General features: G+C 34.7%; 11 protein-coding genes and 1 pseudogene. 2 read left to right on the forward strand and 10 right to left on the reverse strand.

Annotated features, from left to right (window positions below):
* Positions 1-229 precede the first annotated feature (229 nt).
* Positions 230-412 (forward strand): hypothetical protein, encoded by a 183-nt coding sequence (locus tag LXF01_RS17085; protein ID WP_180009562.1) that lies wholly within the window; start codon positions 230-232, stop codon positions 410-412.
* A gap of 41 nt (positions 413-453) precedes the next feature.
* Here LXF01_RS17085 and LXF01_RS17090 read toward each other — a convergent pair whose 3' ends face one another.
* From LXF01_RS17090 to LXF01_RS17125, 8 genes are all read right to left on the reverse strand, one after another.
* Positions 454-729: a hypothetical protein gene (locus LXF01_RS17090; protein WP_233945514.1), complete on the reverse strand. Its 276-nt coding sequence runs from the start codon at positions 727-729 to the stop codon at positions 454-456.
* A 140-nt stretch (positions 730-869) separates the two neighbouring features.
* Positions 870-1052: a hypothetical protein gene (locus tag LXF01_RS17095; protein WP_180024857.1), complete on the reverse strand. Its 183-nt coding sequence runs from the start codon at positions 1050-1052 to the stop codon at positions 870-872.
* Between the two features lie 157 nt (positions 1053-1209).
* A protein-coding gene (locus LXF01_RS17100; protein ID WP_233945515.1) for an IS5 family transposase occupies positions 1210-1981 on the reverse strand; the annotation gives its coding sequence in 2 pieces (ribosomal slippage) (positions 1210-1770 and positions 1772-1981; 771 coding nt in all).
* Between the two features lie 372 nt (positions 1982-2353).
* Positions 2354-2644, reverse strand: coding sequence for a hypothetical protein (locus LXF01_RS17105; protein WP_180124865.1), 291 nt, complete (start codon positions 2642-2644; stop codon positions 2354-2356).
* A gap of 64 nt (positions 2645-2708) precedes the next feature.
* Entirely contained in the window at positions 2709-6095 is a 3387-nt protein-coding gene (locus LXF01_RS17110; protein WP_233945516.1) for an integrase, read from the reverse strand.
* Positions 6092-8395: a hypothetical protein gene (locus LXF01_RS17115; RefSeq protein WP_233945517.1), complete on the reverse strand. Its 2304-nt coding sequence runs from the start codon at positions 8393-8395 to the stop codon at positions 6092-6094. Before LXF01_RS17115 ends, LXF01_RS17110 begins: the two co-directional genes overlap by 4 nt.
* Position 8396: 1 nt before the next feature.
* Positions 8397-8936 (reverse strand): hypothetical protein, encoded by a 540-nt coding sequence (locus tag LXF01_RS17120; RefSeq protein ID WP_233945518.1) that lies wholly within the window; start codon positions 8934-8936, stop codon positions 8397-8399.
* 217 nt (positions 8937-9153) lie between these two features.
* Complete coding sequence (locus tag LXF01_RS17125) at positions 9154-9360, reverse strand: helix-turn-helix domain-containing protein (RefSeq protein ID WP_005399592.1); 207 nt, start codon at positions 9358-9360, stop codon at positions 9154-9156.
* A 1072-nt stretch (positions 9361-10432) separates the two neighbouring features.
* Here LXF01_RS17125 and LXF01_RS17135 point away from each other — a divergent pair.
* A pseudogene (locus tag LXF01_RS17135) lies at positions 10433-10811 on the forward strand (transposase domain-containing protein); the annotation flags it as partial.
* A gap of 727 nt (positions 10812-11538) precedes the next feature.
* On the opposite strand, the gene LXF01_RS17140 reads toward LXF01_RS17135, so the two are convergent.
* On the reverse strand, positions 11539-13785 hold the full coding sequence (locus LXF01_RS17140; protein ID WP_233945519.1) for a DEAD/DEAH box helicase: 2247 nt from the start codon (positions 13783-13785) through the stop codon (positions 11539-11541).
* Positions 13786-13846: 61 nt separating this feature from the next.
* Positions 13847-15037: a site-specific integrase gene (locus LXF01_RS17145; RefSeq protein ID WP_233945520.1), complete on the reverse strand. Its 1191-nt coding sequence runs from the start codon at positions 15035-15037 to the stop codon at positions 13847-13849.
* Positions 15038-15069 lie beyond the last annotated feature (32 nt).

Below are 15069 nucleotides of genomic sequence, written 5' to 3' on the forward strand. Positions count from 1 at the left end.
GCATTTGACAACAGTCAAGCAACACAACGTATTGTACTACATCATTTAAAACGTGTAATTCATCAACATAGAGATGAACTACAAAAGCTCGCAGATAGATAAAAACTCATCATGCTCTTCAATAGGCGTAACTGCATTCAGCCATTTTTATTCCCTACATCAATTTATTTTCAAATTTTCTGCGATACTGATAATGAAATTTATACCACATCTGAACTAGGAGAAACTCATGTCGATTCCTTTAGATCCTGAAAATGATTGGAAGAATAAAATTGCAGATCAAATACTTAAAGACCTACTCGATATCCATAAAATCCAAGGTAATTCTATTAAAAAAATGAAAGCAGACCCAAATGGTGTTTTCTATGTAGAACAAGAAATCTCAGTTGAAGACTTCCTCAAGCAATTTTGAGCACTCTTCATTAAAAAACAGAAAGCACTTGAATTGTATATTTAAAAACTCAACCAAATTGTATCACCTGTAGAGGCATACATCGTCTCAGCCGTTTTTTTTAACATATCACATTCATCAACTTCTATTGATAAATCATCACACAGAGTACGATCACTGTCATTGATCGAACCTTCATGCGATTGAACAACTGCACCATGTTGAATCAGTTTAATTCTATCTTGTCTTAAAAGTTGCACACCTCTATAACTCGCACGCATTTGATTTAGAGCTTGAAGACGCCTTTCATTTGTGGTCATTATTGTTTTTCTCGACATCAATTACCCCCTTGATTTTTATTTTAAATAAGACCAACAAATTACAATATAAATTGAAATGAGGGAATGATCTAGCGATCAGATAATCCCCCCCTTTTTAATCACGGCGATCAAATAAAATTTGATCAATGCATTTAAAATCAGTCTTCTAAAAACTCTATCATATCTTGTTCAGTTCTAACGGCTTTCATAGGAAGATGATGAGTTGCATTTAGTATTAACCTTCGATAATTATCTTTTATTATTTCATCTTGCTGATTTTTTACTTCGGACTCAGCGGTTATATTTGTGTTCTCTTTAGAAGCAATCCGATCTACCATCATATTTACCTCACTTTACAAATTGTTCAGGATCTTGCTCTTCAACACGCTGATATGAAGACGAATTATTCATTAAAGCATGCCCACTTCTGAATGCTAATTCTTGAGTCATCTCTTGCTCAGCAATACTAGAGGCTGTTGATCTTTGCTCAAATATCATTCAGCAATGCATTGGCAGCCATACCATGACAAAGGCTAATGCGACATTACTGGCGTAGTTTCTTGCCAGTTTGTCGTAGCGAGTAGCTATAGCCCGATATTTTTTAATCTTTAAAAAAGCGTTCTCTACCAAGTGCCGGTACTTATAAAGGCACCAGTCCATATGACCATTCCCAGTTTTGCTGTTCTCTTTTCTCGGAATATTGGCCACGCAACCTTGAGCTTCAATAAATGCTCGTAAACTATCACTATCGTAGCCCTTATCGGCAGTGACATGGCTTGATTTTGGGGCTTCTGCTATCAAACTCTGCGCATGGGCGATGTCATGTACTTGCCCACCCGAGATTTCGAAGTAAACGGGAAGACCACCGCTATCAACAGCAAGATGAATTTTTGTCGAATTGCCACCCCGACTTTTTCCTATAGCTTCGTCTGCACCACTGGCTGCACCACTGGCTGCTCCGCTGCTATCCTGATGCGCCTTCACGATACTTCCATCAATAAATAGCCATTCAGGGTCATTCTCAGACGATATGCTTTGAAATAGATTTTGAAATACCCCCCTTCTTTGACCAGAGGTTAAAACGTCTAAAAACAGTGTTCCAACGGCCAAATTTTTCAGGCAGATCTCGCCATTGAATTCCAGTGCGCATCCGATACAGAATGCCTTCAAGCGTGTTCCTGTGTTCGTACTTATTATAAACACGCCCCGTTTCTTTGAGGATTTGCTTTAGGGCTTTCCAGGCTTTATCTGTTAACATTGTTCTTGGCATAGCAACGTCCGTTCTCGGTGGTATTTTTGATTTTTGGCGAAACCATTATACCTTGTTGCTATGCCGTTTAATTTTCACTCAAAGATCAACAGCCTCTAGTCTCGCCATGATTTTTTATGTATTCAGCTCGTTTCTGAATAAATGCTCGCTCTCGCTCTTGAACGTTGGAATTCAATTCCATATTTTCCGCTTGACGAATAGCTATATAATTATAAGTAATGACACAAAAAAGTACGATTAAAAAGAAACCGAATTGCCTTTTTACATTTCTACTCACTTATAGTCCTTACGTATTCAGTTTTTACTGAAGTTATCATGTGTTCACACTAATAAATTTAAAAACTATAGCGGATGGCATACTATAAAAGTTAATTACTCATCTCTAGGATTGAAATCTTTAAATTCATCGGCATTGCTAGCAAATTTAACAAAAAAGTTATGCCAAGCAAATAATGACTCTAATTCCTGTTTATTTTGAATCGGCTTAGGCAACTCATATCCAATGATCCAGTATGGTGCTGTACAGCAAACATGTTCAGGTATAAGGACTTGCTGTAAGGCTGTTTCAGCACTTAAAAAATATAAATTATCGTTTAAGTGGACAATACTCCCTTGTAAAGCTTCTTGAATACAATGATCTGCCTCTATATACGTATGCTTCATTTAGTTCGCCTCCATTTTTCAATTAATGGGATTTCCAAACCTGTTAAATTATTTAACGCTGTAATTAGTCATGGATTTGAGCTAACTTCCAACGGAGATAAATCACTGCTAAAAATAAATCGCTCAAGATTTTTTGACACATATTATCTTTATAGTTGTCATTACTAATTATCAGACTTACCCCTTTTTTACTTTTGGCCTTTCTAAGTTCAGCATCTATTTCCCTCCATGATAGTTTTGATGTTCTGATTTTTTTTTCATAAGACTTTTTATATATGGATTTAAGCTCACGACAAAATTTACGAAACTCCTGATACTCTAATTTGCTTTGAATATACACCTCCATACGAGCATCTATAAGACGAATACGGCGCTCAAAATAATCCAACATAAAGTTGCTATCCAGTAAAGCTGTGAAAATTTTAAAATCAGCTTCGCTAAATACATTTCCAGACTTATTTCTATTGATATGCTTTAACAGCATGTCTAAAGGATTACTTTGAGAAATAGCGTTTTTGTGTTGAAAGTGTCTATTTTTATACAGGTTTGAGGCCAAGTCTCTCCCAATTTCTTTCAACTTCAGATTTTCATTTTTTCCTGAAAGTACATCTATAATATCATTCAATTCTGATTTCAGTTTGAGCCTTTCGGTTACATGATCAGTTTGCTCTACATCTTCACATTTTAATATCTGAGTATGCCACCGATCAGGAAATATTGCGTCTTGAATAATCTTTGAATTGGGAGCTATCTTCTCTAAGATTTCTTTTAATTCAAGCTTTTCTTTCATTTGAGACGTATTCAATTGTTTCTTGAATACTCTACAAGAGAGTAAAGCTCTTACAATATTTGCTGATATTTTACTTTCATCTGGACATAATGCATCCCCGACTAACATTGAACCAAAATGTAGGTAATGATTGGCTGTCATCTCAATTGATGAATGACCTACAAAATGTGCCAAAATCTTCCAAACATCCTGACGTCCAGCAATACTGTCCGTATTACCCAGTAAATAATTCTTAATTTTGACAATGTGATCGGGTGAATAGCCGATCCAACTTTTAATTAATGTTTCACTTCCTTTCAAAATTAAAGCTAAATTGTTTGTCGCAGTATGCCTAAAGCTATGAAAGGAGTAATCGTGTGGATCATTATTAAATAAAGTATCAAAAATTTCCTTTGTCTTAGCACGAATAAAACGAGATGAAAAAATTTGACCAAATTCATCTTGGAAGATAAAACAATCTTCTCTCCCCAACTGCTTTTGATCGACTTTTACATTAAGATGCTTTTTGATCAGACCAATAAATCCAGTTAATTCATCTGCAGTTAGCAACTCATCAAGACGAATTCCTCGTTTTGCATTCGTCGTCTTGACCTGACGATGATAGTTATTATGTATAAAGATTTTAATAACTTGAGGATTGCTAGCTATTAAATAATAATATTCCTCATTGCCAATTGTTTTAACTTCTAGCTCAATCATGGCTAAATCTCTTAGCCTTAACCCAAGAATCTCACCAATCCTTAAACCTGTGCGGTAAGCAAGCATACAAATTATTTTGAATATACTTTTTTGTTCTTTACTCAGATCAACTTGGCGACCAATCAAATTATTAAAATGCGCCCACATCACTGGAGTTATATATGATGCCCTACACATCTGAAGATCATCAGATTTTAACTGGTCTAAATAATTAACTCGAGGAACATCAAAATTATGAATTAAACTTTTATGAAATTTTTTTAAATTTTTTACAGCTTTACCATAGCTATTATATTTCACCTCCCTAACATTATTTTTAGATGCTTTATTTTGTCGTTGCTTATCAGCAATAAATTTTTCACTTAAAATATACTCATATGCTCCCTCAAATTGTTCTTCATCCATCTTCAGAAGATCAAGGTCATGAGTAACAACATACATAAAAAGGTCTTCAGCGAATGAGGATTTATAAGTATCCAAGGAACTCAGCGCAATTCCGTCTTTTGCTCTAGAAACATTTGAAGATTGACCGCTCACGAGGTAATCCCGATACCATGTCATCAACGCAATCTGAACACTCACTAGCGCAATATCTTTAGCTATTTTATATGTCTGATTACTATAGCTTTCTTTAAGTGACTGAATATCTTCTGACAATTGTTTAATGGTCTCGGGTTTTTTTCTACCTTGAAATTGCCCTATCAATCCTTTTTTAATTTCTGCGGCACAATGATATTCTGTGCTCAGTTTTTGTATATTTTCAGACTTAGGCTTTCGAAAACTCCCGTTCGGATCATCAAATGCATTTTCGGAAGTAATCAATTTCTTTTTTAAAGATTTATTGTCTTTAAATGCATCAAGTGTCTCAAGCATTTTTAAGGTTGACAATGATAGTGCAGCGCTGTCTAACGCCCCCTTAGATAATGCTGTTGTGAAACCATCAAGCGTATTCTTTTGACTAAAATACTGCACGTAATCGACATGCTCAAATAATTGATATTTTTCCTTTGCAAAATAATCACGTAAAACACTATTTTTATCGACATCCAATATAGCCAAATCAATATATTGATCAAAGCCTTCATCATTTTGAGCATCGATAGACTCTATAAGCTGAACGAGCCTTTTTTCTCCCTGACGCCTTTCACTTTGAGTTTCAAACTCAATTATATTGATGAGTCTCACCATCATTAACAAACTAATTGATGTAAGATAAATTTGTTTAATTTGGAATGAATTATCGAGATATACTAAATTCGCATATTTCTCATTTTCTACTGGATAATTATATAAATAACCCGTTTTTGATGAACCTTGACAATATAGGGATACAAGTCCACTCGACAATTCTGATGGTTTTAACTGATCATTTGAAAAATATGCTCTGAGTGATCTTAAAATCGCCATTAAGTCTTTTTTATGACTACACCCACAATCAATAATTAGTGCCATTAAAAATTGTCGAAGAAGTAATTCCTTTTGCTCATCCGTAAAATCAGCATTAAAAACATCAGTTTTAAGCCTTTTCGGTAATTCAATCTCCCAAAAGAAATGCAATTTTAGCTTAAACTCATGTAACCGTTGCCCTCTAAGCAACTTCATTTGCGTTGATTCAATATCTTTAATATTTGGAGCTGAATATGCTCTTTGAATAAGCTTAATTTCATATTGATCCTTTAACCACGGAATATTTGACTCAATTTCTTGCTTTTTTTTCACACATAATTCAGACCAAAATTCCCTTAGTTCTTCTAGATCTTTTTTTGAGATTTTTCTATAGTGAAAGTATTTCTCAACTTTAGTTCGACTCAAATACAGTTCATTTTGAATGAGGTCATCAAGTTTCTTTTTTTCACAAGATTCCGTGATCTCATGAATAAGAAGTCCTGAGATTTTTTCAAATAAAAGATTCGTCGAAGACTCTAGCTTAATTCGAATTTTCTCTAACTCTTCATCTTTCATGATTGGCTCACCACTGATTTTAATCCCAGTCTTTTAAACAGCTGATTTACTGCATCTTGAATTTCAATCATGTAGGTGTAGGGCTGTAAAGATGAATATTTTGAAAATCCGATCTCATTTTGTTGATCGTGCGCATACCAACTCTTAAAAATCGCATCAGGCAATTCCAGAAAATTCCTTACAAAATGGCGCGTCCAATTGGGATATAACTCATCCATTTCAGGAAAGTTTTCTGATAAATAAGATGCTATATGCTTTTGTGTAAGTGGCTCCAATGTGAAGCTCATGAATTCTGAACCTTTCTTCCAATAAGAAAGGTAATAGATATGATCTGCTGTATTAGCTAGCTCTAAGGCATTAATGTTTTTGATAAATTCATCATAATGCTGTAACTCATTAACAACGAATTCGATCAGAGGTGAATAACGACCATGTGGACGAGATCTACTGCTCTTATCATGGATATATGCAATATTAGTAATAAAATCAAAGTTTTCTCTGATACTAGATGCACCTATAGCAGGACGTGCACCTGAAGACAATAGACAACAAAACCAAATCCAAACACTGAAAGCATTAAATTTTTCAGCAATGTCTTGTTCTTCTTTTAAAACTTGGACAACTTTCAAGTTTAATGTATTCAAGAATTTTTTCGCTTTATCAAATGACCATACACGCTGACTTCCTACGCGGGCTTGCTCTTCTACTTGGATAAATTGCGGACGATCTAAAACATTTACCTCGTTTTTATTTTGAAACCATAGATATATATACTGCTCATATACCTCATTTAACTGTTTATAAGAAAATCCCCCATACGCTAGATCAGGTTGATGTGAAACCTGTCTACCGATTAAGAAATTTTTCGTAAGATCATCTTTACATATTCGGTTCAAATGAAAGGAAAGTTGTAAAGCAATTGAAGTAACTGATATCGGGCCTATACGACGATGATAAAACCATTCTGATAAAGACTTTTCGAAATCTGTATTCGTTAGATTGGAAAGGTTAGCCTCTCTAATTCTATCAATCCACATAGCAGGAATTTGAAATGCCCAAGTTCTATGCTCGTTATATTTATTGTCTTTTTTAGCAATTTGACCTTTCAAATTTTTATTTACATTTGCATCAACGATCCACAAATAATAGGCACGATTGGAGCTACGTTTTAATTGCTTAGTTTTTAGCAATTGGTCGATATCTTGAAATATAACGGCACTCTGCCCGGTAAAGATTGACATCAAGCAACAAGCTGCTTTTGCAGATTCCATGATATCTTTGTTTTCATGAAGTTGGTCAAGTAAAACCTGGTTTACAATTTTTAATAAGGGTATGTCCAAATAGTAAATATTACTCACCGTTGGTTGCTGAGTTCTATCTATATGACGATTCAATCTTTGATTTGAGACAAATGGTGCTAGTCTACGCGTATCTTCATTTAGATTATAATCATACTGCTTAAATACCTTATCTTCATCAACTTCATCATCGATACTATCTTTGTCATCTGAGTAATCAGACTGACTCTCGGTGACTAAAGGCGGGTTATTATAAGTCTGCGGATCAACGTCTAAATCTTCAATACTATCAATCTGATCTGTTTTTTTAATTCTTACATTGTTGTGATAAAAGATATCCTCAACTGCGATTCTGTACTCGTCTAAATACCTTGTTAGAGATTTGATTATATTTTCTGAAACATTAGCATCAAGGCGCTTACAGAATTCTGTGACATGTACATTTTGGGCTTTTGCATAAGTATTGAATTCTTTAATAGTCTTAGCCGTATGATCGAACTCAATAAGATGATTAAAATATTGAGAAATTATAGGTAATACTTCAGAAAGAAAATCTTTAAAACTTTTTTCCACCATTTTTAAAATTAGATAGAAATTATAGTTTAGCCTTTCAATTTTAGCTTGAGAGTTCTCCATATTGGACATCAACCCAACTAAAAAATTTACAACATTAAAAATTTTCAAAATATTTTGGTTAATCGAAAGTTGTTTTTCTTTATCTATAACATCCGAATCTTCAACATTTTTATATAAAATGCAGATACTTGATGACCCCAAAATATTCTTATATTGAGTCTTAGATTTATTTATTTTCAAATATGAATATATATCTTCACATAATACTTTTAATTCTCTCATGAATTCATCCGTCATATAAGTATTATGAAAATCCTTTACATCACATGAGTCCAATACAACCAAATCCCCCCTATATGAAGATAAAATTTTAGTTAAACAAGCACATCTTGATTCAAAAATTTCTAAATTCAATTTATTATTCATTTCAGCATTCCATATTATCAAGTTTATATTTTTCAAAAATATTTCTAGGTAATTTAAAATAATTTATAAAATCTGTTTTATAAATTATTTTAGGAATATGATATTTATCTCTCTTCAAGATTTCCTTATTAATTAAATAAAATAAATTTTCATCTTCTAATTTAGTTAAATAATCAAAAAGTTCCTTATAGAAGTTAATTCTATATTCACATTTTATTTTGTGACTTTGAAGATAAGTAAATAGCTCTAACCAAAAAATATAGTTAGCTTGATTCTTAAACCAATCTTCATGACTTTTGCCTTCAATGGATAAAAGATACGTATATTGAGTAAGGCTCAAATAGTCTTTCATAACGCGATTAATCATTGAATTTTTCAGTCGATCTTTTACCTTCTTTTGCTCACTAACTCCAACAACAGTAAGTTTTACTGTCTGCTCGACTAGATTGGAATATTTTCTTAGCGAACGTTCAATTAAATTAGTTTTTTTCAAACGCGATAGCTTAAAACTCTTCTTTGTTTTAGCTTGATTTTTGGACATTATTAACTCCAAATTTAACCCTCTAAAAATTTCATAAGGGCTTTTTTTGAGCATGACAAAGCCTAGAGCCTAAATTGTGATGAAATTTAAGCTAATGATATTTTTAAAAAAATAGGTATAAAAATTTTCTGGATGAGCTAGCTTTTCTTGTTATTGCATGTCTTTTTTTTATCAAATGCAATAAGCATTAATAACAAGAAAAACTGTCTCGTTTTTTCTAGGCTTCTTCTTTGACACAAGCAAATTTGTAGACTTCCGCCTTACTCCAACGAAGACTACGCCCATGCCTAATAGGATTAATCGGCCCATTTTCGTACAATGCCCATTTACGCAGTGTTTGTTCTGCATACCCTAATAAACGAGCAGCTTCACTAGTAGATAGCAATAATCTATCTTCGGTAATTTGTTTAACTTTATGTTTCATGTTGATTAATGTATCTGAATTAATATATTTATATAAAACTAAACTTTTTAATTAATTCATATACATCTGAAACTTTTTTATGATTTCATAACACTAAAGAATATTTCAAAAAACCAGAATAAAAACCATGATATTGATTTATATGAGATATTTTTGACGAAAATATGGAACCACAAAAGTAAAATAAGTACCTTCCAAAGGACTATCAATCTCATCTATCTTTAACAACACTCAGTTCTGAAGAATCATCTTACATAACCATCGTACAAACCAAAATTCTTTATATACTTTCTATTACTTAATTAAAAAATATAAAAATTATAATTTTACTGCTCAAATTAAATACCATTAAATAAAATAATCATATTTATTATTTTTTTGCAATAATATTATTTAACTATATTCCTCAAACATCATTATTTAAAACCACAATACACTAAAGAATAATATTATAATTAAAAATTTATCATACAATTAACCTACTTCATTACAATAACAGGTTAAATTAATATATCAATTGAGTTTAATTATTATATTTTATCAGCAGTGTAAAATATTCCTATATTAGTATTAAAAGCAACTCAATAGTTAATATAACGTCATTTTAAAATAATAAAAAATTTTATCTTTAGCACAAGAAGTAACAGTCCATACACTGTATAAACAGGGTTTATTATTTCAAGGTAATAAATCAAAAACTTGTAGTATCTAAAAATACAATGTGCAAATATTTACAGCTCAAGTTCACACTACAGTATCGGCTTACAACCTAGAATATGTATTCTTGACTTATATAAACTTTATTTGCTCGAACGCATAAATGCTGTTTATCCTGAATGGATTCCTGCCGTTGTGCTCTACCAAGAAGTTTTAGAGTTTGAATATCTAGAAACGGTCAGAATCTTAAGGGAATATCTTGCAACAATATAATCAGTCACCAAACTTGAACCCTAACAGCTCAACTGTGTTAAAAAAATATGGTTTTTGCTCCCGCATATGTAAGCCCTACTATGTACAGACCAAAGGTAAAGTTGAACGCTTTAATGAATACCTCAAATCAAGACTATATTAATGGCTCAACCAACACCATCAGACGCTGCTATCGAATTCCCTAACCGCTCTGAGGATCAACTACAGCCTAAAAAACTGGCAAGCACTCTGGCCGCTATCTTGTTGATAGTAACTTACCAATCAACATAAGAAGCATTGCTTCATAAGGGATCTAAAATCAGATGTGTTGCAGGGCCTTGGGACGTAATAACTAGTTATTTGCTGGCTCGATGCGCAGTTGTCAGCGAGCAGCTAATATCATACGCCTGATTCAGTCAGCAAAGCTGAATGGACTGGATCCGCATGCCCATTTAAGTGATGTGCCGAAAAGGTTGCCGACACATAAAGTGACCCAGATTGAAGAATTACTTCCACACCGATGGAAACCCAACTCAAATTAAAAAATAGCTATGGGGTTTAGCGGATGCTTACAGAATAATGTTGATTTAAGCTGCTTACCATTTGCTTACTAGAATGCAAAAACAAAAAAACCACTTACGATTAATGCACGTAAGTGGTTGTTTTATATGGTAGGCCCACACAGACTTGAACTGTGGACCAACGGATTATGAGTGGAAACAACACTTTATTTTTTACTATTTAAAATCAATTAGTTGAATTAACAACAAAAATAAAACTTTAATAAAATCAAAAAGACCGCTCACACTAAAGCTAAGTGCATGAAAATTAATTGAAAGCAAAAAATTTGCCCCCATCTCCCCTTTCATCACTCATTCCTAAGTATAAGAAAAATAAGGGATGGATCTGACAAGAAAACAGCCAAAAACCGCAAATGTACCGCAACCGCAGCAAGTACCGCAAAGATAGACCGCAGAAATGTAAGATGTTTTTTATGGACCGCAAAGACCATGATAGCTTTGTAAACAAAGCAACTGACCGCAACTTCTTGAAGATCCCCCACAAAAATTTCAAGAAAAGGAAAATTCCCCTCTGCAGACCACTACTACCCCATGCTGCGTAACACAGTCCGCAATTTTGCAGATTCGAATAATTTTTCCCCCACAGTTCTTCTAGTGAGAAGAACTTACCATTTTTTCAGGTTGAGTCATAAAAGAAACCACGAAAGCTGAAAAAATGGGAATTGTGAGCACGATATGGGCGAGCAATTTATACTGCAAAAATCTCTTCTATACTGACTTTTTTGGCTTTCTTCCTGCCTGTATAGCTATCGTACCTCTCATCGCCTAACGTAAATACATCATGCTTTTCTACAAAATTAGCCTGCAAAGACTCAAGACAAATGTATTGATACCCACCTACAGCAATACCATGAAACTCAAGATAACGCTGTTTAGGCTTATTTTTGTTCTTATCCTTTAACTCAAAATAATTAGAGAAATAATTCAGAGCCTTACTTTCGGATATCTCAAACTCGTCACGAACATCATCATACTTCATCCCTTTGATCAAATTTTCCCTGATAATCGTTCGCATTGGGATGTGTGTTTTTTTCTGCACTTTATTGATCGCCTTTTGCAAAAGTGAAACTGCTTGTACCCCATTCAATCGATACTCTCCAGAAAAACACTTGTCTGCCTGACGAGTATAAAAGTCTTGAACCAAGGTTTGAATAAATACATTATCCGCATATGCCTCACCTGCAACGATGACTCGTCTCGAATCCCTAGCTTGTAAAATAGCCTTAATGTCATGCAAGTTAGAAACATGTTGAGCCAAGTAAATCGTGTCTTCTACCACAGTAACCATCTGGTCAGGATGTGTAGGAGATTCAAACAAGACCTCTGACTCCAAATAGTCTTCCGTATTGGATTTTTCCTTGATGAACTTGTCTGATATGTCTTTTAGCGTATTGATCTCAGAGTTATGGGCTGTGCTAAAGTGATTAAGAAAAAAAGATAACCCATTATCAATACTGGCATCATAAGCACTTTCATCCTTCGCTTTTTCCGCATCGCAAAAGTCCTTAATATAAGTTGGGGTTACCATATTACTGTCGACAAAAAAATTGATAAAACAATTCGGTAAAAAATCCCGAATCCGTTTTGCCAAATAATTAAAGTTGGAGTAACAGTGTGCAGCATCCATTCGATATAAAGTCGCAACCAAACTAGCAATATTCTGTTCAGGCTTCCCTTGATAGACTGTAAACAATTTACAACCGATAAAATCGTTAAAGCTCTCATTCAACCGTTTGATTTTGTCATAGATACTTTGTTTTTCTCTGTCATCTATTTCTGCAAAGAAATCTAATGAAAAATCATGCATTAAAGCTGACATTGATTTAGCAACTGTTGAAACACGTGAAATATAGTTTCGCATTCTCTTCAGATGCTTCTGATGATCTGAAACGAAATTAATCGCCTCATTCTTCATCTCAGTATGCAGTAACAACTCACAAGGTACATTCGCTGTGCGTAACCTTCCTAAAAACTGCACGAGCTCTTCAACATGCGCTTGCTTACCTACAACACAAACACTATCGATCTCAAAGTCAGGATTATTGAGATTGACTGCTTCATCCATAATTGATGTTGTAAAAACAATATCTACACCTGCAGGAATCCTCTGATTTTCAAAGATATCACTGACTTCAATGCTGTTTTTAGTCTTACTATGAACTACCAAGCATCTACAGCCGTGCTTCGTTACAAAATAGCGTTTTGCACGTTCACATTTTTCCCGTGAATTTATTCTGACCAAAATGGTTTTAGGTTTAATCGGCCCACAAAACTCTTTGTTCTGCGTCCTCATCTCGAGTACTTTCTTTTCCAGAAATGCAATATGGGTATAGTGATCCCCATGCTTTAAATACCTAACTGAAATATGGCGTTGGATAGATTCTGCATGCTCAATCTGTAATATGTGATCAAGCGGAATATTCAGAGGAGCATACAATTCCTCTGTAAAAGTAGCTGTTAGCAGTAAAATACTTAGAGTCGTCCGTTGTTGTAATGAAAAAATAATCGGATTAATGGCTTCATCACGGAAGCCACCGATTGAATATGCTTTATGACATTCATCTAGCACAACAAGGGTTTGCTCCTTCTGCTTCCTGCTCATTAATTTATTAATTTTTTCATATTTATCATATGTTGCAACGATGACACCTTTGTGGATACGAATCGACTCATCGGGATTCTGATTAGCAAAGAAAAACTGATATTGATTTTTGGCAGATGAATTGCCGTATTGGTTCTGAAGCTCTGCCACCTTGGCCTGAGTGGGTACAAGTATCAAGACAAGTTCAAACTGTTGAGGCAAATCCTCCATGGTAAATGTGGTCTTACCAACACCTGTAGGTGCAACAATCAAGGTCGTTTGGTTAGCAGGGATCTGTAACTTAAGGGATGACAAATACTGACCCTTTGGAAGTTGAAGTAGCTTTTTTTGCATGAGAAAGTCCTAGGCATATGCAAATACACATGCCTTTTTCAAAGAAGTTAATTAAAGGAAGTTAGATGGCTTGGTCTGGACGAGCACGATTGATGCGATTGGCAAGCAGCTCTGAAGCATTACGCAAAGTATCCTGCTGTAAGTGGGCATAGCGTTGCGTTGTAGTAGGTGAAGCATGACCTAACAGATGCTGTACCACGTAGATATCGCATCCATTATTGACCGCCATACTGGCAAAGTTGTGGTGTAAATCATGAATCCGAAAATTCTGAATGTCTGCTGCATTCAGGATCTTCTGGAATGTTTTACGAATGTCATTGAACGGTTGACCTGTTTCTGGATTGGCAAACACGTACTCATGCTTTCGTGACATCCCTCGAACAATTCGCTGTGCTTCCGTATTCAACTGAATGATACGAGGCTTACCCGATTTGTTTTCATTCAACTTCCATAAGTGATTACTGAGATCAAGGTCAGCCCATTTGAGATGCAGCACCTCACCCTTGCGTGCACCTGTCAGCAAAAGCATTTCCACAATCCCAATAATGATTTGATTCTCAATTCCATACGCCTTCGGATTGGCAAGAATTGGCATTAAACGTTTGAGTTCATCCTCACTCAAATAGCGTTCAATCTGGTTTTTCTCGACATACTTTTTGACACGCATCATGGGATTTTGGCCAATCAATTCACGGTCAAATGCCATCTTCAAGATTGAGCTCAAGAGTGCACGTGTCCGATTGACCGTTGCATTTATACAACCACTCTCCTTGACCTGTGCCAACGTATCCGTCAGCATTGCAGGTGAAATTTGATCAATTTTGACTGCACCTAAAGTCTCCTGAAGATGATTGGTAAATCTGGATTGATCATCTTTCCAAGACTTCTTGTTTTGCTTGGCGTGTGGAAAATAGTGCTTCTCAAAGAACTCCTTCAACGTCGGCATTGCAGCCTGTTTTTGCATCTCTGCAAAAGGATTGATGCCTTTTGCAAGTTGAGCCTGATACCGCAATGTAAGATGGATTGCATCTTCCAAAGAAATATCAGGGTACTTTCCCAATACCTTGGACTCTTTTTTTCCTTCATAACCGTATCTCAAAAGCCAAGTCAAACTTTGTCTAGATTTGACAAGCTTCAATCCCTTCGCCTCAGGTACCGAAATCTCAACTTTGGATTTGCCCTCAGGAACCTGAATTTCCTCTAGGTTCAGCAAAGCGTATTTCGGTGTCACCAACAGATTCTGTCTTATCATGTCTGCTCCATAAAATTTTGGGTGCAAAAATC

This window comes from Acinetobacter sp. SH20PTE14 (assembly GCF_021391555.1).
GTDB lineage: Bacteria > Pseudomonadota > Gammaproteobacteria > Pseudomonadales > Moraxellaceae > Acinetobacter > Acinetobacter amyesii.

What these genes read in the sequence shown, in the direction of transcription:
- LXF01_RS17085 (WP_180009562.1), top strand. Translation starts at nt 230, where the DNA reads ATGTCGATTCCTTTAGATCCTGAAAATGATTGGAAGAATAAAATTGCA.
- LXF01_RS17090 (WP_233945514.1), bottom strand. Translation starts at nt 729, where the DNA reads ATGTCGAGAAAAACAATAATGACCACAAATGAAAGGCGTCTTCAAGCT.
- LXF01_RS17095 (WP_180024857.1), bottom strand. Translation starts at nt 1,052, where the DNA reads ATGATGGTAGATCGGATTGCTTCTAAAGAGAACACAAATATAACCGCT.
- LXF01_RS17105 (WP_180124865.1), bottom strand. Translation starts at nt 2,644, where the DNA reads ATGAAGCATACGTATATAGAGGCAGATCATTGTATTCAAGAAGCTTTA.
- LXF01_RS17110 (WP_233945516.1), bottom strand. Translation starts at nt 6,095, where the DNA reads ATGAAAGATGAAGAGTTAGAGAAAATTCGAATTAAGCTAGAGTCTTCG.
- LXF01_RS17115 (WP_233945517.1), bottom strand. Translation starts at nt 8,395, where the DNA reads ATGAATAATAAATTGAATTTAGAAATTTTTGAATCAAGATGTGCTTGT.
- LXF01_RS17120 (WP_233945518.1), bottom strand. Translation starts at nt 8,936, where the DNA reads ATGTCCAAAAATCAAGCTAAAACAAAGAAGAGTTTTAAGCTATCGCGT.
- LXF01_RS17125 (WP_005399592.1), bottom strand. Translation starts at nt 9,360, where the DNA reads ATGAAACATAAAGTTAAACAAATTACCGAAGATAGATTATTGCTATCT.
- LXF01_RS17140 (WP_233945519.1), bottom strand. Translation starts at nt 13,785, where the DNA reads ATGCAAAAAAAGCTACTTCAACTTCCAAAGGGTCAGTATTTGTCATCC.
- LXF01_RS17145 (WP_233945520.1), bottom strand. Translation starts at nt 15,037, where the DNA reads ATGATAAGACAGAATCTGTTGGTGACACCGAAATACGCTTTGCTGAAC.